This is a genomic window from Mycolicibacterium obuense, from assembly GCF_055397605.1.
The window spans coordinates 2,290,029-2,309,340 of record NZ_AP043663.1 but is presented as its reverse complement, the minus strand read 5'-3'; the positions used below and the strand labels follow the sequence as shown (position 1 = coordinate 2,309,340).

16 protein-coding genes are annotated in these 19,312 nt (G+C 69.4%); 10 read left to right on the top strand and 6 right to left on the bottom strand.

What is annotated here, in order from left to right:
* Positions 1–33: 33 nt before the first annotated feature.
* Positions 34–2,820, bottom strand: coding sequence for a helix-turn-helix transcriptional regulator (locus tag ACZ50N_RS11100; RefSeq protein WP_464475357.1), 2,787 nt, complete (start codon positions 2,818–2,820; stop codon positions 34–36).
* Between the two features lie 25 nt (positions 2,821–2,845).
* Here ACZ50N_RS11100 and ACZ50N_RS11095 point away from each other — a divergent pair, with 25 nt between their 5' ends.
* Positions 2,846–3,343, top strand: a complete 498-nt coding sequence (locus tag ACZ50N_RS11095) for an SRPBCC family protein (protein ID WP_464475620.1) — start codon at positions 2,846–2,848, stop codon at positions 3,341–3,343.
* Here the strand turns inward: ACZ50N_RS11095 and ACZ50N_RS11090 are convergent.
* Positions 3,337–4,914, bottom strand: a complete 1,578-nt coding sequence (locus tag ACZ50N_RS11090; RefSeq protein ID WP_464475356.1) for a carboxylesterase/lipase family protein — start codon at positions 4,912–4,914, stop codon at positions 3,337–3,339. The genes ACZ50N_RS11095 and ACZ50N_RS11090 overlap by 7 nt on opposite strands.
* Between ACZ50N_RS11090 and ypfJ the strand changes: the two genes are divergently transcribed.
* Together ypfJ and ACZ50N_RS11080 are read left to right on the top strand one after the other, a co-directional pair.
* Positions 4,895–5,782: a KPN_02809 family neutral zinc metallopeptidase gene (gene ypfJ, locus ACZ50N_RS11085; protein ID WP_464475355.1), complete on the top strand. Its 888-nt coding sequence runs from the start codon at positions 4,895–4,897 to the stop codon at positions 5,780–5,782. The genes ACZ50N_RS11090 and ypfJ overlap by 20 nt on opposite strands.
* On the top strand, positions 5,775–7,406 hold the full coding sequence (locus tag ACZ50N_RS11080; protein ID WP_464475354.1) for a DUF885 domain-containing protein: 1,632 nt from the start codon (positions 5,775–5,777) through the stop codon (positions 7,404–7,406). Before ypfJ ends, ACZ50N_RS11080 begins: the two co-directional genes overlap by 8 nt.
* Here the strand turns inward: ACZ50N_RS11080 and ACZ50N_RS11075 are convergent, their stop codons facing one another.
* Positions 7,407–8,429, bottom strand: a complete 1,023-nt coding sequence (locus ACZ50N_RS11075; protein ID WP_046365088.1) for an Rv2578c family radical SAM protein — start codon at positions 8,427–8,429, stop codon at positions 7,407–7,409. It lies immediately after the preceding gene.
* A gap of 55 nt (positions 8,430–8,484) precedes the next feature.
* Between ACZ50N_RS11075 and helR the strand changes: the two genes are divergently transcribed.
* Positions 8,485–10,692, top strand: coding sequence for an RNA polymerase recycling motor ATPase HelR (helR, locus tag ACZ50N_RS11070; protein ID WP_464475353.1), 2,208 nt, complete (start codon positions 8,485–8,487; stop codon positions 10,690–10,692).
* Position 10,693: 1 nt separating this feature from the next.
* Here helR and ACZ50N_RS11065 read toward each other — a convergent pair whose 3' ends face one another.
* Positions 10,694–11,113, bottom strand: coding sequence for an Rv2576c family protein (locus tag ACZ50N_RS11065; RefSeq protein ID WP_110814801.1), 420 nt, complete (start codon positions 11,111–11,113; stop codon positions 10,694–10,696).
* Positions 11,114–11,389: 276 nt separating this feature from the next.
* Here ACZ50N_RS11065 and urtA point away from each other — a divergent pair, with 276 nt between their 5' ends.
* Genes urtA through urtE form a run of 5 tightly spaced genes read left to right on the top strand, consistent with a single transcriptional unit; the run spans position 11,390 to position 16,145 of the window.
* Entirely contained in the window at positions 11,390–12,655 is a 1,266-nt protein-coding gene (gene urtA, locus ACZ50N_RS11060) for an urea ABC transporter substrate-binding protein (RefSeq protein ID WP_464475352.1), read from the top strand.
* Positions 12,656–12,659: 4 nt separating this feature from the next.
* Positions 12,660–13,544 carry an urea ABC transporter permease subunit UrtB gene (gene urtB / locus ACZ50N_RS11055; RefSeq protein WP_464475351.1) on the top strand — a complete coding sequence of 295 codons (885 nt, stop codon included), beginning with the start codon at positions 12,660–12,662 and terminating at the stop codon, positions 13,542–13,544.
* The gene (urtC, locus tag ACZ50N_RS11050; protein WP_073684771.1) at positions 13,541–14,641 is read left to right on the top strand and encodes an urea ABC transporter permease subunit UrtC; all 1,101 of its coding nucleotides are present in this window, start codon (positions 13,541–13,543) and stop codon (positions 14,639–14,641) included. The genes urtB and urtC overlap by 4 nt, the downstream gene beginning before the upstream one ends.
* A complete protein-coding gene (gene urtD / locus ACZ50N_RS11045) occupies positions 14,638–15,453 on the top strand; it encodes an urea ABC transporter ATP-binding protein UrtD (RefSeq protein ID WP_048423149.1) in 816 nt (271 codons plus the stop codon). The genes urtC and urtD overlap by 4 nt, the downstream gene beginning before the upstream one ends.
* Positions 15,450–16,145 (top strand): urea ABC transporter ATP-binding subunit UrtE, encoded by a 696-nt coding sequence (gene urtE / locus ACZ50N_RS11040; protein ID WP_048423148.1) that lies wholly within the window; start codon positions 15,450–15,452, stop codon positions 16,143–16,145. Before urtD ends, urtE begins: the two co-directional genes overlap by 4 nt.
* 217 nt (positions 16,146–16,362) lie before the next feature.
* Here the strand turns inward: urtE and hisS are convergent, their stop codons facing one another.
* Positions 16,363–17,622, bottom strand: coding sequence for a histidine--tRNA ligase (hisS, locus tag ACZ50N_RS11035; RefSeq protein ID WP_464475350.1), 1,260 nt, complete (start codon positions 17,620–17,622; stop codon positions 16,363–16,365).
* The gene (locus tag ACZ50N_RS11030) at positions 17,619–18,296 is read right to left on the bottom strand and encodes an MBL fold metallo-hydrolase (protein ID WP_046365074.1); all 678 of its coding nucleotides are present in this window, start codon (positions 18,294–18,296) and stop codon (positions 17,619–17,621) included. The genes hisS and ACZ50N_RS11030 overlap by 4 nt, the downstream gene beginning before the upstream one ends.
* A 117-nt stretch (positions 18,297–18,413) precedes the next feature.
* On the opposite strand from ACZ50N_RS11030, the gene ACZ50N_RS11025 reads away from it, so the two are divergent.
* Positions 18,414–19,310 (top strand): peptidylprolyl isomerase, encoded by an 897-nt coding sequence (locus ACZ50N_RS11025; protein ID WP_048423147.1) that lies wholly within the window; start codon positions 18,414–18,416, stop codon positions 19,308–19,310.
* Positions 19,311–19,312 lie beyond the last annotated feature (2 nt).

The window sequence follows — 19,312 nt, the reverse complement described above, 5'->3', positions numbered from 1 at the left end:
ATCGACGAGTCAGTCTAGAGGTGAGGCCGGGCGTCAGCGGCCGATGGGCATGGTGCGCAGCTGCCGGCGCGAGGTGATGCCGAGCTTGGCGAACACCTTGCGCAGATGCCACTCCACGGTGTGGGCGCTGATGAACAGCGCGGCGCCGATCTCGGCGTTGGTCATCCCCTCGGCGACCAGCCCGGCGATCTGGGCTTCCTGCGCAGTCAGCGCACTCGCCGAGCCGCCGGCCTTCGACGCACGCACCTTCTCGCCGGTGGCGACCAGCTCTCGACGCGCCCGCTCGGCGAATCCCCGCGCGCCCATCCCGGTGAACATCTCGTGCGCCGCGGTCAACTCGCGGCGCGCATCGGTCCGGCGGTTGGCCCTGCGCAACCACTCGCCGTACTGCAGCCGCGTCCGCGCCAGATGCACGCCGGCCTCGCAGTCGCGAAGGCGCTCGACGGCCTCAGCGAACAGACCCGCAGCCGATGCGTCGTCGGCCACCATCGCCTCGGCCGCCGCCAGGACACCACGCCCCCAGTCGGTGGTGCCGGCGCCGGCCTGCAGGTGGGTCACCGCATCGCGGGCCGCGTCGAGGGCACCGGTGCGTGTCGCGGCTTCGACCAATTCGTAGAGGCACACGCCGTGAAACCCCAGGTTCTCGAACGCGCAGCAGTCGGCAGCGGCCGCGAACGCCTCCGCATAGCGGCCCCCTCCGTTGTGCAGAACAGCGGCGGCATAACTCCCCAGACTCTGCAGCCGGCCCTCCCCGCGGGACGCCGCGTCGGCGGTGAGGGCGGCGATTGCACCCTCGGCGTGAGCCGCGTCGCCACGCCACGCGGCCAGCATCAGCTCGTGGTAGCGCACCGGCGATCTCGCCATGGTCGCTGACGCGATCGACGTCGCCTCGTCGAGAAGCTGCGCTGCGACGTCGAATTCACCGTTGAGCCGGTGCGCGCCCGCTCGATAGGCCAGGGCGCGGGGCAGCCCCGCCAGCGCCCCACCGCGGCGGGCGTGGGTGACCGCGGCCGTCGACAGATGCACGACCGTGCTCTGATCCCAGAGTTCGTGGGCGGCCGATTCCTGCAGGATCGGAAACGCCGGGACCCGCAGCCAGCGGCCGACGGCGGCCTCGTCGGAATCGGCCAGCTCGCGCATCTCGGCCAGCGCCCGGCCCAGCGCCGCCGTGCCCGCGCCCCTGCCGCCGGTGATGCGCTCGGCGACACCCTGCAGCAGGACGTCGACCGGGCGCAGCGGCTCGTCGACGCTGGCGAGGGCCGCCAGCGCCGCCTCGGCGGCCTCCACGAGTCGGCCGGGCGGCGCGGCGCGGCCCGCGTACATCAGCGCCGCGACCGCCTCCAGGTAGCTCTCCCGGGATGCCTCGTCGTCGAGACCCTGCAGCGCGTCGGCGGCGGCGAGCAGCGGTGGCGCGGTATCGGCGACCGCCGGGGCACCGGTGTCGCCGGAGCGGCTGCGGACGAACTGCATCTGGGCGCGCAACCGCGCCACCTGGGCCCGCTGCAGCGGCGTCAGCTCGGCCAATTCCGCGACCGCGAGCAGCGCATCGGCGGCGTCGGTGTCGGCGGCGTCGCGTTTGGCGTGCGCCGCGGCCAGCGCACGGGCCGTGCGCAGCGCCGGATCTGCGGTCAACACGGTGGCGCGTTCGAGGAACGTGGCCGCGGCGGCGACGCCGCCCCGACCCTGTGCCCGCACCGCGCACCGCTCCAGCTCGGCGGCGACGTCGTCGTCGGGACCGTCCGCGGCCTGGGCGGCATGCCAGGCCTTACGGTCAGGGTCCAGCTGCGCGTCGGTGGCGCCGGCCAGCGCCCGGTGTATCTCGCGGCGGTCCAGCAGATCACCCGCCCGGTAGGCCGCCGACCGGATCAGCGGGTGGCTGAACCGCATCCGCGACCCGAACTCGATCAGGCCGTCGGCCTCTGCGGGCGCCAGTGCGGACACCGGCACGTCGAGGTGCTCGGCGGCGCGCACGAACAGCCCGGCATCGCCCAATGGCTCGGCAGCGGCGAGCAGCAGCAGTCGCTGGGTGTCTGCCGGCAGCGATCGGATACGACGGACGTAGGTCTGTTCGACGGCCGCCGGGGACGACCGCTTGCCCGCGATCCAGAAACCGCCGGACAGTTCCGCGGCCGACACGCTGCGCGGCACCTCCAGGATCGCCAACGGCAGCCCCCGCGTCTCGGCGATCACCCGGTCGCGCACCCGGGGATCGAGGCCGGCGAACATCACGGAGTCGAGCAGGTCGCGGGCGTCCGCGTCGGAGAGGCCTCGTACCGCCAGTTCGGGCAGGCCGACCAGCAGCTCGGGGTGGTCCCGCACACCGAACACCAGGGCCACCGGCTCGGCGAGCAACCGGCGTGCGACGAACGACAGCGTCTGCAGCGACACCTGGTCGAGCCATTGCGCGTCGTCGACGACGGCCAGCAGCGGTTGCTCTGCCGCTGCGGCGGCGAAGAGGCTGAGCACCGCGAGCCCGACCAGGAACCGGTCCGGGGTGTCACCGGCCCCGAGGCCGAACGCCACGGCAAGGGCTTCGCGCTGTGGTGCGGGCAGCGCGTCGAGGTGGCCGAGCAGCGGCGCGCACAGCTGCTGCAGCCCCGCGTACGCCAGCTCCATGTCCGACTCCACCCCGGAAACGCCGATGCGACAGAACTTTTCGGCGCGCGCCGCGAGGTGGTCGAGCAGCGCCGTCTTGCCGGCGCCCGCCTCGCCCCGCAGCACCAGGACACGGCAGGACCCCGGTGCCACCGCAGCGATCGTCTCGTCCAGCAGTGCACACTCGGCAGCCCGGCCGTGAAGGGGCGGCTGCGAGATCGGCATGGCCACCACTTTAGGGTTGCTGACCATGCACGCCTGCGCCCGCGTCGGGCTGGATTTCCTGGATTCCGCGCCGTACCGAATCGTCAGCACCGTCGATCTCGCGATCACGCCTGCGCAGCTGTTCGAGGTGCTCGCCGACGAGAACTCCTGGCCGCGCTGGGCCACGGTGATCACCAAGGTCACCTGGACCAGCGCGCCACCGCGCGGTGTCGGCACCACACGCACCGTCACGATGCGCGGTGGGATCGCAGGCAATGAAGAGTTCCTGGCCTGGGACCCGTTCGAGCGCATGGCTTTTCGTTTCAACGAGGTCAGCACCTCGAGCATGGCCGCGTTCGCCGAGGACTACCGCGTGGTTCCGACATCACGAGGTTGCCACCTCACCTGGATCATGGCGCTGCAGCCCGCCAACCTCGCCGGCCGCATCGGACTGTCACTCGGCGCACCGGTGATGAACCGGATGTGCCAGCGGTTCCTGCACAACCTGCGGCGCTACACCGACGAACGGTTCGCGGCTCAGTAGATCGCAGCCCACGCGCGGCGCCGCGTCCGGTCCGGATCGTCCTCGACCGCATCCCGGCGGGTGGCGATCAGCCGGGTCCGCCGATGCTCGACGTCGTAGAGCGGCCAGTTCGCCTCATCGTGCACGCGGTCGCTGCACGCGAAGTCCAGCCAGGTGCGCTGCATGCGCACGCCCACCGACGGCGGAAAACGCCGGCCGAGCGGATGCAATTTGCGCCCGATGAACGAGGCGTAGCTGTGCTGCACGTGCACGATCTCGCTGCCGTGGGTGGCGCCCAGGCCCAGCAGGCGCAGGCTCAGCCCGGCGTGGTCGAACCGGTACATCCGGGTCGGCGCACGGCAGCTGTAGGCGTCGGCGAACGCCCACGCGGGTCCGCCGAACATCACATCGGAGCCGATGGCGATCAGGGCGCTACGCCGCGGATAACGCGGATATGCCTGCAGTACAGAGCTTTTGGCGGTGGGTGCTACCCGGTCGAAGTACGCGTGCACCGTCGCCTGCGTGGTGGGCAGCATCGGTGGCCGGGTCCAGGCGAACATCGTCGCCTCGTGGCTGTTGGTGCCGATGATCAGCGGGACACGGGCGAGTTCGCCGGCGCGGGCCGCGTCGATCGGATGGCGGGGCAACAGCTCGGTGCCGTGCGTCAACCCGTAGGCCAGCGTGGGCGTCTGTGCCGCACTGGCCAGCTGCACCTGACCGGCGGCACGCCGCAGCTGCCGCTGCGGCAGATCCTTGACGTCGGCGGCCGGCACACCGAGGTGGGAGAGGAAGTCACGCGCCCGCGCCGCCCGCAACTCCCGGTCGGCGATCAACGGTAACGCAGGGCTCTGCGCGATCGCCCGGTGGAACAGCCCGCTCGCCTGCGGGCAGGCCAGCAGCGCCAGCACCGATGTCGCGCCGGCAGACTCACCGAACACGGTGACCCGATCCGGGTCGCCCCCGAACGCCGCGATGTGCTCGCGCACCCAGCGCAGCGCCGCGAGTTGATCACGCAGCGCCAGATTGTCGTCGAAACCCGGTCCCAGGTCCCCGAGCTCGAGGCCACCGAACACGCCGATCCGATAGGTCACGTTGACGACGACCACGTTGCCGTTGGCCGCCAGCCGTGACCCGTTGTAGAGCTGGAACTGCCCGGCGCCGTAGACGAATGCGCCACCGGGAATCCACACCATCACCGGCAGCGACGCCGTCGTGTCGGGTGACCACACCGTCACGGTCAGGCACGCCTCGTCGCGGGTCTTGGGGTCGTCGCGACCGCCCCCGACGAACGACGTGGTCTGTGGAGGTAGCGGACCGTGCTCGAGCGCCTCACGTACGCCGGTCCACGGTTTCTGAGGCGCCGGCGACAGGAACCGCCGCGGCCCGACCGGCTGCTCGGCGTACGGCACGCCGCGCCACACCCCGATGCCGCCCTCGATGTCGCCGCGCAGCTCCCCCAGCGAGGTACGCACGACGGTGGATGGTCCGGCGACGACTGCCACAGGGCGAATCGTAGTGTGCGATTCTTGACGGGCCCGGCACACGGGCCCGGCGGCGAAGCGAGGTAGAGCCATGACCTTCAACGAGGGCATGCAGATCGATACCAGCACCACGTCGAGCAGCGGAGGTGGACGCGGCCCCGGCCGGGGCATCGCCGTCGGCGGCGGCCTGGGTGGCCTGCTGATCGTCGTCGTGGCACTGTTCCTCGGCGTCGACCCCAGCTCGGTGATCCCGCAGCAGCAGGCCGGCCCGCAGACCGCCGAGACCCCCGGCTTCGACCTGAGCCAGTGCAAGACCGGCGCCGACGCCAACGAGATCGTGCAGTGCCGGGTGGTGGCCACCGGCAACTCTGTCGACGGCGTCTGGCAGCAGCTGCTGCCGGGTTACACACGGCCCAAGGTGAGCTTGTTCTCCGGATCGGTCGACACCGGATGTGGACCGGCTACCAGCGACGTGGGGCCGTTCTACTGCCCCGTCGACCAGACCGCCTATTTCGACACCGACTTCTTCGAGATCCTGAAAACGCAATTCGGTTCCAGCGGAGGGCCATTGGCGCAGGAGTACGTCGTCGCCCACGAGTTCGGCCACCACGTGCAGAATCTCGAAGGCGTCCTCGGCCGCGCCCAGCAGGGCGCGCAGGGCGCCAACGGCAACGGCGTGCGCACCGAACTGCAGGCCGACTGCTATGCGGGCGTGTGGGCGCATTTCGCGGCCATCACCAAGCAGGAGAGCACCGGCGTGCCGTTCCTGCAGCCGCTCACCGACAAGGACATCGCCGACGCGCTGTCGGCGGCCTCCTCGGTCGGCGACGACCGCATCCAGCGGTCGGCGACGGGCCGGGTCAACCCCGAATCCTGGACGCACGGGTCGTCCGAGCAACGGCAGAAGTGGTTCACCACCGGCTACCAGACCGGTGACCCGGCCCAGTGCGACACGTTCTCGGCACGCGACCTTGGGTAGGACACCAACGGACGTCGACGCCGTCGCCGAACGCTACCTCGACACCTGGGCACAGTTGGACCCGTGCGGCGCCACGGAGGCGGGCATCGCCGGGTTCGACGATCAGATCACCGACTACTCCCCCGCCGGCTGCGCGGCCCGCGCCGACGCCGCGCGCACCGCCCTTCGGGAGCTCGACGGCACCGCACCCGCCGACGACACCGACGTGGTGACCGCCGCCGCGATGCGCGAACGCCTCACGGTCCTGCTCGACCTGCACGACGCGGGCCTCGACGTCGGCGAGCTCAACGTGATCGCCTCGCCGCTGCAGACCATGCGCGACGTGTTCGACCTGATGCCGACCGACACCGCCGAGGACTGGGCGACCATCGGCCGACGCCTGGCACAGGTGCCCGAGCGGGTGTCCGGGTACGCCGACGCGCTGCGGGCGGCGGTGGCGGCCGGTCGCGCTCCCGCCGCACGCCAGGTGCGTCGCGGCATCGCCCAGGCCGGCCAGATCCAGCACCTGTACCTGGACATGGTCGCCGGCGCGGCGCCCGACGATCTGACGCTGCACGCCGAGCTGCGCCGCTGCGCCGAGGACGCCGCCAACGCCTACGCCGCGCTGGTCGGGGTGTTCCGCGAGGAGATCGGTCCGCACGCCCGGGAGGTCGACGCCTGCGGACGCGACGACTACGCGGTGCTGTCACGATCCTTCCTCGGCGCCTCGGTGGACCTCGACGAGGCCTACGCGTGGGGTATGGATCAGTTGAACGCGATTGTGGCCGAGCAGGATTCGATCGCCAATCGACTCTACCCCGGCGCGAGCACCACCGAGGCTCTGCGCCGCCTCGACAGTGAAGACCGTTATCTCGTGCACGGCACCGACGCGCTCGCGCAGTGGATGCAGGACCTCTCCGACCGGACCGTCGACGCGTTGGCGGACACGCACTTCGAGATCGCGGAGCCCCTGCGCCGGCTGGAGTGCCGCATCGCGCCGACGAACACCGGCGGCATCTACTACACCGGGCCATCGGAAGACCTGACCCGCCCGGGACGGATGTGGTGGTCGGTGCCCGCAGGCGTGCACACGTTCCACACCTGGCAGGAGATGACGACCGTCTTCCACGAAGGCGTGCCCGGTCATCACCTGCAGATCGGGCGTGCCGTCGTCCTCGCCGACCAACTCAACCGGTGGCGCAGGCTCGGCTGCTGGGTGTCCGGGCACGGCGAGGGCTGGGCGCTGTACGCCGAGCGGTTGATGGCCGAGCTGGGCTGGCTCGACGACGCCGGCAACCGGATGGGAATGCTCGACGCGCAACGCTTCCGCGCCGCACGCGTGGTCATCGACATCGGCGTGCACTGCGGACTCTCCGCGCCTGACGGCGGCACCTGGGACGCCGCCCGGGCCTGGACGTTCCTGCAGGCGCACAGCGCGATGGCCGAGGAGAACCTACGGTTCGAACTGGATCGCTACCTGGGGTGGCCGGGACAGGCGCCGTCGTATGCGATCGGTCAGCGGATCTGGCAGGAGCTGCGCGACACGGTGACGGGAAACGGTGTGCCGCTCAAAGAGTTCCACCGACGCGCCCTGGACCTGGGCGGGCTACCGCTCGATGTGCTGCGCTCGGCGCTGCTCGACTGATCAGAACAACGCCGGTTGGGTCGGGGCCGCCACGGCGGGGGCGACCGTCGGCCGCGCACCGGACTCCCGAAACGACCCTCCCCGCGCCAGGCCGTGTTTGGCGACCAACGGGGCGGCGCGCTGCGCGAGCATCGCTCGGTAGTCGGCAGGCAGGTAGGCGCCACGGCGGTACAGCTGCCGGTACTCGCCGACCAGGTCCGGGTAGGCACCGGCCAACCAGTCCATGAACCACCCGCGGGTGCTGCCCCGCAGGTGCAGACCGAAGACCGTCACACTCGTCGCGCCCGCGGCGGCGATCCGGCCGAGGAGATCGTCCAGATGCGCCACCGAGTCGGTGAGCCGCGGCAGCACCGGGGCCACCATCACATGGCAGGGCAACCCCGCCTCCCGGATCGCGGCGATCAAGCCGAGCCGCGCCTGCGGCGTCGGCGTTCCGGGCTCGATCGCACTGTGCAGCACCGGATCCCCGACCGCCAGTGACACCGCGACGCTGACCTCGACGCGCCGCACGGCCTCGGTCAGCACCGGCAGGTCCCGGCGCAGCAGCGTGCCTTTGGTGAGGATCGAGAACGGGGTGCCGGAGTCCGTGAGCGCACCGATGATGCCCGGCATCAACGCGTAGCGCCCCTCGGCCCGTTGGTACGGGTCGGTGTTGGTGCCCAGCGCGACGGTCTCCCCCGTCCACGACGGACGACGCAGTTCGCGCCGGAGCACGTCGGCCACGTTCGTCTTCACCACGACCTGGGTGTCGAAATCCTGGCCGCTGTCGAAATCGAGGTACTCGTGCGTGGGGCGCGCGAAGCAGTACCGGCAGGCGTGCGAGCAACCGCGGTACCCGTTGACGGTGTACTGGAACGGCAGCATGGAGGCCGCGGGCACCTTGTTGAGCGCCGACTTGCACAGCACCTCGTGAAACGTGATGCCCTGGAACTCCGGTGTGCGCACGCTGCGGATCAGACCGAGGCGCGCCAATCCGGGAAGTGCCCCGTCGTCGACGTCGACGCTCTGTCCGGACCAACGCATACCCCATGCGAACATACGTTCGATTCGATGTCAAGCAAGTAGCGTGGCAGGCATCATGTCGACTCACGACCACGACACCGAACTCGCCGCCGAACAGCGCTATGTCGCCACGCTGTACGACCATCTCGACGCCGAACGCACCCGCGTGAGCGACCGGTACCGCGGCGCGCTGCGCGGCACCGGCGGCACGCTAGTGGAACGCGACGCCGAGGTGCGCGCACTGGCCCGACAGATGGCGCGGCTCAACGTCGCCGACAGCGGACTGTGCTTCGGCCGACTCGACAGTGTCGACGGGGAGACCGTGTACGTCGGGCGCATCGGTCTTCTCGACGAGGCCGACGATTTCGCGTCCTTGCTCGTGGATTGGCGAGCACCGGCCGCGCGGGCCTTCTACGTCGCCACCGGCGCCTCCCCGGAGAACATGCGCCGGCGTCGCCAGTTCCACACCATGGGTCGCCGCGTCCTCGACTTCACCGACGAGATCCTCGGCCGCCCCGACGCTTCCGGCGATCTGGGCGCCTCGTCGGGTACCGGTGACGCAGCGTTGCTCGCCGCGGTCAACGCCCCGCGCGGTGAAGGCATGCGCGACATCGTGGCCACCATCCAGGCCGAACAGGACGAGATCATCCGGCTCGACCATGCCGGGGTGCTGGTCATCGAAGGCGGACCCGGCACCGGCAAGACCGTCGTGGCGCTGCACCGCGTCGCCTACCTGCTCTACACGCAGCGCAAGCGGATGGAGAGCCACGGCGTGCTCGTCGTCGGCCCGAACGCGGCGTTCCTCGATCACGTCGGGCGTGTGCTGCCCTCGCTGGGCGAGACCAACGTCGTGTTCATGACCACCGGAGACCTGTATCCGGGCCTGCAGGTCGCGGCCCGCGACACACCCGAGGTCACCCGCGTGAAGGGTGCACTGGACATGCTGGGCGTGCTCGCGAAGGCCGTCGCCGACCGGCAGCGGGTTCCCTCCGAGCCCATTCCGATCGACCTGGCCGACGTGTCCGTACGCATCGATCCCGACATCGCGCAGTGGGCGGTGGACGAGGCGCGCGGCAGCGGCAAGACCCACAACGACGCCCGGTCGGTGTTCGCCGACGTGCTGACGTGGGCGCTGACCGAGCGCGCGATCGCCAAGATCGGCAAGGGCTGGCTGACCCGCGAGGACCGCAACGCGTGGGAGCACCTGCGGTCAGAGCTGGTCGAAGAGCTCGACGAGCACGCCGGTTTCGCCGCGGCCCTCGACCAGCTGTGGCCCATGCTGACACCGGAAACGCTTCTGGCCGAACTGTATCTGTCCCCCGACCGGCTCAGCGCAGCCGGCGCCGACCCGATCCTGCTGCGCGCTGACGGGCACGCGTGGACGGTGTCCGACGTGCCGCTGCTCGACGAACTGGTCGACATGCTCGGCCGCGACAAGAAGGCCGAGGCCGCCGCCGAGAAGGATCGCCGTGAAGAAGCCGCCTACGCGGCCGGGGTGCTGGACCTGATGATCGGGCGGGAAGATCTGATGGACGACGAGGACCAGCTGCTGGCCTCCGACGTGATCGCCGCCGAAGAGCTCGCCGAGCGTTTCGAAGAGCGGGACACCCGCGAGCTCGCCGAACGTGCTGCTGCAGACCGGGACTGGACGTACGGACACGTCGTGGTCGACGAGGCCCAGGAGCTCTCCGCGATGGAGTGGCGGGTCCTGATGCGGCGCTGCCCGCGCCGGTCCTTCACGATCGTCGGCGATCTGGCCCAGCGCCGCTCCGCGGCCGGCGTGACCTCCTGGCAGGACACGCTGGAGCCGTACGTCGATCGCCGGTGGCTGTATCGCCCACTTCTGACGAACTACCGGACGCCCAGCGAGATCATGGCCGTCGCCGCCGCGGTGCTCGCCGAGTTCGCCCCGGACGTGACACCGCCGGAATCGGTGCGCTCGTGCGGAGTGGCGCCGTGGTCACGCCATGTCACCGCTGACGAATTGGCTTCTGCTGTCGATGAATTCGTGCGCACCGAAGACGGTCTGGAAGGCACCAGCGTGGTGATCGGACCGCCCGGTACCGCCGGCGCGGTCGCACCCGCGGACACGAAGGGCCTGGAGTACGACGCGGTTCTCATCGTCGACCCGGAGACGATCATGGCCGACGGTCCGCGCGGGGCCGCCGACCTCTACGTCGCACTCACCCGGGCCACTCAGCGGCTCGGTGTGCTGCACACCGGCCCGCTACCCGATGCGTTGCGCGGACTGACCGAGCAGCGCGGGGTCACCTCGAGGGGCTAACTCACCACTGAGTGCCCTGGCACAGCGGACTGTAGGGATGATCGCCCTGGATGACGATCTGTCCGTCGACGGAGACCTCGCAGTGCGCATTCGGCGCCGCCTGGCCACCCTTGGTGGTGCTGCTCGCCCACACGTACGCCCACTGCGGATCGGCCAGCGTGGTCTCGAACGTCCACGGCTGCCCGGGGGCGATGGTGACGGTGTCGCGCTTGATGAAGCTGTAGGCGTCGGCGTTGTAGGCAGCCTTGTCCGCCGGCTGGTTCACCAGATACGTCACGTCGAACTGGTACGGGCCGGCGACGCTGACCGTGTACTGGACCTTGTGGGCCTCCGGCTGGGCGCTCGCGACACCAGGAGTGAGCGCAATCGAAGCGGCCGCGACCATCAGGGACACCCCGACCTTGGCTGTAGCTGTTCGCATGTCCATCACATCGCCCGACGGTACCCAAACCGTTACCGCGGGGTGGGCCCTGCACGCCAGTCCGGGTGAACGGCAAACCAACCAGCGCGCTCGCCACACAGGTTAACCGTCCCGTCACACACAGACATTTGACAGAAACACAGGCGCTCTAACGTCCGAATTCGACACCGACCCGTGTCGACAATCCCGCGTTCGCCCGTCGTCACTCATGCCCCCACAACACTTCGTGCCCAGGTGAACCCGGGTGAGCGCTGTCGACCTTCAGAAAGGCCCTCAATGGAGCATCCTCGGCGCCACCCGTCCCGGCGCACCGCGCTCGCCGCGGGGAGCATCGTCGCGGCGGCCAGCTTGCTGTTGGCAGGCTGTGGAAGCAAGGCAAGCGAGACAGATTCAGCAAATGCGCAGTCCTGCGTGGACACCTCCGGGTCCACAGTCAAGGTCGGATCGCTGAACTCGTTGTCGGGCACCATGGCGATCTCCGAGGTCACCGTCCGCGACTCGATCAAGCTGGCCGTCGACGAGATCAACGCCGCAGGCGGCGTGATGGGCAAGCAGATCCAGCTGGTCGGCGAGGACGGCGCGTCCGAACCCACGGTGTTCGCCGAGAAGGCCGAGAAGATGATCAGCAGCGATTGCGTGGCCGCGGTGTTCGGCGGGTGGACCTCGTCGAGCCGCAAGGCGATGCTGCCCGTCTTCGAGTCCAACAACTCGCTGCTCTACTACCCCGTGCAGTACGAGGGCCTGGAGTCCTCGCCGAACATCTTCTACACCGGCGCGACCACCAACCAGCAGATCGTGCCGGCGCTCGACTACCTCAAGGAGAAGGGCGTCAAGTCGCTCTACCTGGTGGGCAGCGACTACGTCTTCCCGCAGACCGCGAACCGCATCATCAAGGCCTACGCCGGCGCCAACGGGATCGAGATCAAGGGCGAGGACTACACGCCGCTGGGCTCCACCGACTTCTCGACCATCGTCAACAAGGTCCGCACCGCAGACGCCGACGCGGTGTTCAACACCCTCAACGGTGACTCGAACGTCGCGTTCTTCCGCGAGTACAAGAACGTGGGTCTGACCCCGCAGCAGATGCCGGTCGTGTCGGTGTCGATCGCCGAGGAAGAGGTCGGCGGCATCGGCGTGCAGAACATCACCGGGCAGCTGACAGCCTGGAACTACTACCAGACCATCGACACCCCGGTGAACAAGAAGTTCGTCGAGGCCTACAAGAAGGCCTACGGCGCCAACAAGCCGACCTCGGATCCGATGGAAGCCGCCTACACCTCGGTGTACCTGTGGAAGAACACGGTGGAGAAGGCGAAGTCCTTCGACACCAAGTCGATTCAGGAGAACGCCGGCGGCGTAACGTTCGACGCCCCGGAGGGCCTGGTCACGATCGACGGCGAGAACCACCACATCACCAAGACCGCGCGGATCGGCGAGATCCGGCCCGACGGACTGATCTACACCGTGTGGCAGTCCCCCGGCCCGATCCAGCCGGACCCGTTCCTGAAGTCCTACCCGTGGGCCGCCGGCCTCTCCGGCTGACCCCATGGATGTCCTGATCGGGCAGCTGGCAACAGGATTGAGCCTCGGCTCGATCCTGTTGCTGGCCGCTCTGGGCCTGTCGTTGACGTTCGGCCAGATGGGCGTCATCAACATGGCGCACGGTGAATTCATCATGGCCGGCTGCTACACCGCCTACGTGGTGCAGCAGGTGATCTCCAGTGCCGGTGTCTCGCTGATCATCTCGCTGGTCATCGGGTTCTTCATCGGCGGCACGATGGGCGTTGCACTGGAGGTGGGACTCATCCAGCGGATGTACGACCGGCCGCTGGACACGCTGCTGGTCACCTTCGGCGTCGGCCTGATCCTGCAGCAGGTGGCGCGCGACATCTTCGGCGCCCCCGCGGTCAACGTGGTGGCACCGGCATGGCTGTCGGGCGGGGTGGAGATCCTCGGCGCCGTCGTGCCGAAGACCCGCATCTTCATCCTGGTGCTGGCCGTCGTGTGCGTCGCGGTGCTGGCCACGGTGCTCAAGGTCAGCCCGATGGGTCGGCGCATCCGCGCCGTCGTGCAGAACCGCGACCTCGCCGAAACCAGTGGCATCTCGTCGCGGCGCACCGATATCACGACGTTCTTCATCGGCTCGGGCCTGGCGGCCGTGGCTGGTGTGGCACTGACACTGATCGGCTCCACCAGTCCGACGATCGGCCAGAGCTACCTCATCGACGCGTTCCTCGTCGTGGTGGTCGGTGGCCTCGGCCAGATCAAGGGCACCGTGATCGCGGCACTCGCGCTGGGCTTCCTGAACTCGTTCATCGAGTACAACACCACCGCGTCGCTGGCCAAGGTCGTCGTGTTCGTGATCATCGTGATCTTCCTGCAGGTGCGTCCGCAGGGCTTGTTCACCGTGCGGACAAGGAGTTTGGTGTGAGGACCCTCATCGGCCGCTGGCAGACGTGGGCCGGCTTCGGGATCGCCGCGCTGGTGCTGTTCGTGATCGCCCCCGCGGTGCTGTCGGACTTCCGGCTCAGCCTGCTCGGGAAATTCTTGTGCTTTGCGATCGTCGCCGCGGGCATCGGGCTGGCGTGGGGCCGCGGCGGCATGCTGGTGCTGGGCCAGGGCGTGTTCTTCGGGCTGGGCGGTTATCTGATGGCGATGCACCTCAAGATCGCCGACGCGCAGCTGCGCGGTGACGACGTGCCCGACTTCATGCAGATCCAGGGCATGCGCGAACTTCCGTCGTACTGGCAGCCGTTCGCCTCCCCCGCGGTGACGCTCATCGCGATCGTCGTGCTGCCCACCGCGATCGCCGCCGCGCTCGGCTTCGGCGTGTTCAAGCGCAAGGTCAAGGGTGCCTACTTCGCGATCCTTTCCCAGGCGCTGGCCGCCGCGCTGGCCATCCTGCTGGTCGGCCAGACCGGCCTCGGCGGGTCCAACGGGCTCAACAGGTTTCGCACGTTCTTCGGGTTCACGCTCAACGACCCGGTGAACCGCCGCATGCTGTACTTCATCGCCGCCGCGGTTCTGCTGCTGGTGGTCGCCGTGGTGCGTCAACTGATGCAGAGCCGCTACGGCGAACTGCTGGTGGCTGTCCGTGACGGCGAGGAACGGGTGCGCTTCCTGGGCTACGACCCGGCCAACATCAAGGTGGTGGCCTACACCGTCGCCGCGTTGTTCGCCAGCATCGCCGGCGCGTTGTTCGCGCCGATCGTCGGGTTCATCGCGCCGTCACAGGTCGGGATCCTGCCCTCGATCGCGTTCCTGATCGGGGTCGCGATCGGCGGCCGCACCACACTGCTCGGCCCGGTGCTCGGCGCCATCGGCGTGGCATGGGCTCAAACCTTGTTCTCCGAACGGTTCCCGTCGGAGTGGACCTACGCCCAGGGCCTGCTGTTCATCGTCGTCGTCGGATTCTTCCCGGCCGGGCTCGCCGGTCTCGGGGTGTTCCTGCGACGGCGGCGAAAGAAGACCACTTCGCCGGCCGAGGACACCGCTCCCGACGAGGAGAAAGTGGGGGCCAGCTCATGACCGAGGTCGACGCCGCGACGGCGGGTAAGGAGCCCGTCGAGGGCGGTAACGCCGGCATGGGTACGCAGTACCTCGAAGTACGCGGCCTGACAGTCGATTTCGACGGCTTCAAAGCGGTCAGCGGCGTCGACCTGACGCTGTTCCAGGGTGATCTGCGCTTCCTGATCGGACCCAACGGCGCGGGCAAGACCACCGTCATCGACGCGATCACCGGGCTGGTGCCGGCGACCGGATCGGTGAACAAGTCGGGCGTCGACCTGCTCGGCAAGAAGGTGCATCAGATCGCGCGCCGCGGAGTGGGCCGCACGTTCCAGACGGCGAGCGTGTTCGAGCAGCTGACCGTTCTGCAGAACCTCGACATCGCCGCCGGCGCGGGACGTTCGGTGTGGACCCTGCTGCGGCGACGCTCCGGTGTACTGCCGATCATCGAGCAGACCCTGCACACCATCGGCCTGACCCATCTCGCCGACAAACCCGCCGGCGTGTTGGCCCACGGGCAGAAGCAGTGGCTGGAGATCGGCATGCTGCTGGTGCAGAACGCCGACGTGCTGCTGCTCGACGAACCGGTGGCCGGCATGAGCACCGAGGAACGCGAGGAGACAGGAAATCTGTTGCGGCGCATCGGCGCCGAACGCACCGTGGTCGTCGTCGAACACGACATGGATTTCATGCGAGCGTTCGCCACCTCGGTGACGGTGCTCGCTCGTGGCCAGGTAATCGCCGAGGGCTCCGTGGCGCAGGTGCAGGCCGATCCCAAGGTGCAAGAGGTCTACCTCGGCACCGCCGCCGCAGGCGCGGAAGGAATCTCGTGACACTCGAACTCGTCGACGTCCACACCGGCTACGGCCGCAGCTCGGTGATCCACGGCGTCAGCCTCGAGGTGCCCTCTGACGGCGTCGCCGCCGTGATGGGGCACAACGGCGCCGGCAAGACCACGCTGCTGCGCGCAGCCGTCGGTCTTCTCAAATGCTCCAGTGGCACAGTGCGTTTCGGCGGTGAGGACATCACCAAACTGCGGCCCAGCGCCCGCGTGGCGCGCGGGCTGGCCTACGTGCCGCAGGGTCAGCAGTCCTTCGGTCAGCTGACCACGGCGGAGAACCTCCAAGTGGTGGCCGACGGGCGGAAGAACGGCAAGGCGCTGATCGACGAACAGCTCGACCTGTTCCCGGCGCTCAAGGAGCTGCTGACCCGGCGCGCCGGGCTGCTCTCCGGCGGCCAGCGCCAACAGCTCGCGATCGCCCGCGCGCTGATCACCTCGCCGAAGTGCCTGATCCTCGACGAGCCCACCGAGGGCATCCAGCCGTCGGTGGTCGCCGAGATCGAAGCGGCCATCACCGCGCTCACCGCGCGCGGCGATCTGGGCGTGCTGCTGGTCGAACAGCACATCGGGTTCGCGCTGGAATCCGCGCAGCGCTACTACATCCTCGAAGCCGGCCGCATCACGTCGAGCGGTACGGGCGGCTCGGCGTCCGAGGCCGACGTGCGCGCCGCGATGGCCATCTGACCTACCCGCGAGCGGGCGTGTTTGCAGCCAACACGCCGTCACTTTGTGCGACAACGCGCACGCTCGCGCCGGCGATGACGCCTGCTCGGGCGGGCGCCCCGGGCGAAGACTGCTGTGGTCCGCATCGACCGCACCCCACCGAGGGTGACGAGCGTGCGCGCTGTCGCCGTTGTGCGTGGCGTGTTGCCCGCAGACACGCCCGCTCGCGGGAGGTCGGTCAGGTGAGGCGGGCTAGAACGTGCTGGACCACCTGATCGATCGCGATGTCGACCTGCTCGCCCGTCGTCAACGTCTTCACCCCGACGGTGCCCGCCTCCAGGTCGCGATCCCCCGCGACCAGCGCGATCGACGCGCCGGACCGGTCGGCACCCTTCATCGCGCCCTTGAGGCTGCGATCTCCGTAGGCCACGTCGACGCGCGCACCGGCAGCGCGCAACTGCGCCGCCAGCACGGCGAGGCGCACCTTGGCGTCGGCACCCATCGGCACCGCGTACACGTCGACGCGCGCCGCCTCACCGGCCGTCTTGCCTTCGGCACGCAACGCCAGCAGCGTGCGGTCGACGCCCAACCCGAAGCCGATACCCGACAGATCTCGGCCGCCCAGCTGGCTCATCAACCCGTCGTAACGGCCGCCGCCGCCGATCCCGGACTGCGCGCCGAGACCGTCGTGGACGAACTCGAACGTCGTCTTCGTGTAGTAGTCCAGCCCGCGCACCATGCGCGGATTGATCACGTACGGCACACCGAGGGCATCCAGATGCGCCAGCACCGTCTCGAAATGCGCCTTGGCGACCTCGGAGAGGTGATCGAGCATCAACGGCGCGTCGGCGGTCATCTCCTTGACGTGCGGGCGCTTGTCGTCGAGCACCCGCAGCGGATTGATCTCCGCGCGGCGGCGCGTCTCATCGTCGAGGTCGAGACCGAACAGGAACTGCTGCAACAACTCCCGGTACTGCGGCCGGCAGGTGTCGTCGCCGAGTGAGGTGATCTCCAGCCGGAACCCGTCGAGGCCCAGCGAGCGGAAGCCGGCGTCGGCCACGGCGATGACCTCGGCGTCCAGGGCCGGATCGTCGACCCCGATCGCCTCCACCCCGACCTGTTGCAGCTGCCGGTAGCGGCCGGCCTGCGGCCGCTCGTACCGGAAGAACGGCCCCGAATAGCACAGCTTCACCGGCAGCTGACCGCGGTCGAGCCCGTGCTCGATCACCGCGCGCATGACACCCGCCGTGCCCTCGGGACGCAACGTCACCGACCGCTCCCCGCGGTCGGCGAAGGTGTACATCTCCTTGGACACCACGTCGGTGGACTCCCCCACGCCACGGGCGAACAGCGCGGTGTCCTCGAAGATCGGCAGCTCGATGTCGCCGTAGCCCGCGCGGCGGGCAGCGCCGAGCAGCGCGGCGCGCACCGCGACGAACTCGGCGGAGTCCGGGGGGAAGTAATCGGGAACGCCCTTGGGGGCCTTGAAATCGGTCACGTCGTCAAACCTTCGAGGAACGGGTTGGTGCGGCGTTCGGCGCCGATGGTGCTGCGCTCGCCGTGCCCGGGAAGCACCATCGTGTCGTCGTCGAGCACCAACAGTTTCGTCACGATCGAGGTCAGCAGATCACGACCGCTGCCCCCGGGCAGGTCGGTGCGGCCCACCGACTGCTTGAACAGGGTGTCGCCCGTGAGGGCCAACTGGTCGGGTCCCTCCTCGACGCGGAAGACCACCGAACCCTGGGTGTGTCCAGGGGTGTGGTCGACGGCCACCGTGATCCCGCCGAGGTCGAGCTTGTCGCCATCGCGGTCGAGTTCGACGATCTGGCGCGGCTCCCGGAACAGCGCCCCGACCGCCAGGGACGCCAGTCCGAGGGCGAAGCCCTGCCCGAGCGCCTTCACGGGGTCCTTGAGCATGTACCGGTCAGCCGGGTGGATGTAGGTGGGGCAGCCGTAGGTGTCGGAGACCTTCTGCGCCGACCACATGTGGTCGATGTGGCCGTGGGTGAGCAGCACCGCGGCCGGGGTGAGCCGGTTCTCGTCGAGGATGCGGCGCAACGGCCCCATCGCACGCTGGCCGGGGTCGACGACGATCGCATCGGCGCCCTGCTTGGGGGCCAGCACGTAGCAGTTGCACGCCAGGACCCCGGCGGGGAATCCGGTGATCAACACGCCGTCCAGCTTCCCATGCCGAGCTCACAGCGCAGTTCACGAGGGGTCACAGCCGCCATCTCAGCGAGCCCTGGCACACTCGGTGCCGACCTGACCGACCCCGAGGAGGACCGGCCCGTGCCGACGAACGAACAACGGCGAGCCACCGCCAAGCGCAAGCTCGAGCGCCAACTCGAACGGCGCGCCGAGAGGGACCGCAAGCGCCGCACGTACACGATCATCGGGTCGGCCGTCGCGGCCGTCGTCGTGATCGCCGCGGTCGTGGCGACCATCGTGCTGACCAACCGCGACAGCGGCACGCCGACCGCGTCGACGCCGACCGCCGCGTCGACCTCCGACGCGGCCTCGCCGCTGGACGCCCCGGAGCCGGGTAAGCCCGGTGCGCTGCCCCCGTTCGCCGCGCCGGCCGGCCTGGGCAGCAACTGCCAGTACGCCAAGTCCCCCGAGCCGGCCAGCAAGCCCGTGGAACCGCCGCGTGCGGGCAAGGTGCCGACAGACCCGGCGACGGTCAGTGCCAGCATGGAGACCAACCAGGGCAACCTCGGCCTCGAGCTTGACAACGCGAAGTCGCCCTGCACGGTGAACAGTTTCGCCAGCCTGGCCAACAAGGGCTTCTTCGACAACACCCCGTGCCACCGGCTGACCACCGGTGAAGGCCTGGCCGTGCTGCAGTGCGGCGATCCGACCGGCCAGGGCACCGGCGGGCCGGGCTACCAGTTCGCCAACGAGTACCCGACCGACCAGTACCAGCCGGACGATCCGAAGCTGCAGCAGCCGGTGGTCTACCCGCGCGGCACGCTCGCGATGGCCAATGCGGGGCCGGGCACCAACGGCAGCCAGTTCTTCCTGGTCTACAAGGATTCGACGCTGCCGCCGAACTACACGGTGTTCGGCACCATCGACCAGACGGGCCTGGCCACGCTGGACAAGATCGCCGCGGCGGGCACCAAGGACGGCGGCGAGGACGGCGCACCCAAGCTGGACGTCACGATCAAGCAGCTCCAGCTGGACTAGAG

Coding starts and splice junctions, on each gene's coding strand:
- ACZ50N_RS11100 (WP_464475357.1), bottom strand. CDS start 2,820: ATGCCGATCTCGCAGCCGCCCCTTCACGGCCGGGCTGCCGAGTGTGCA.
- ACZ50N_RS11095 (WP_464475620.1), top strand. CDS start 2,846: ATGCACGCCTGCGCCCGCGTCGGGCTGGATTTCCTGGATTCCGCGCCG.
- ypfJ (WP_464475355.1), top strand. CDS start 4,895: ATGACCTTCAACGAGGGCATGCAGATCGATACCAGCACCACGTCGAGC.
- ACZ50N_RS11090 (WP_464475356.1), bottom strand. CDS start 4,914: ATGCCCTCGTTGAAGGTCATGGCTCTACCTCGCTTCGCCGCCGGGCCC.
- ACZ50N_RS11075 (WP_046365088.1), bottom strand. CDS start 8,429: ATGCGTTGGTCCGGACAGAGCGTCGACGTCGACGACGGGGCACTTCCC.
- helR (WP_464475353.1), top strand. CDS start 8,485: ATGTCGACTCACGACCACGACACCGAACTCGCCGCCGAACAGCGCTAT.
- ACZ50N_RS11065 (WP_110814801.1), bottom strand. CDS start 11,113: ATGCGAACAGCTACAGCCAAGGTCGGGGTGTCCCTGATGGTCGCGGCC.
- urtA (WP_464475352.1), top strand. CDS start 11,390: ATGGAGCATCCTCGGCGCCACCCGTCCCGGCGCACCGCGCTCGCCGCG.
- urtB (WP_464475351.1), top strand. CDS start 12,660: ATGGATGTCCTGATCGGGCAGCTGGCAACAGGATTGAGCCTCGGCTCG.
- urtD (WP_048423149.1), top strand. CDS start 14,638: ATGACCGAGGTCGACGCCGCGACGGCGGGTAAGGAGCCCGTCGAGGGC.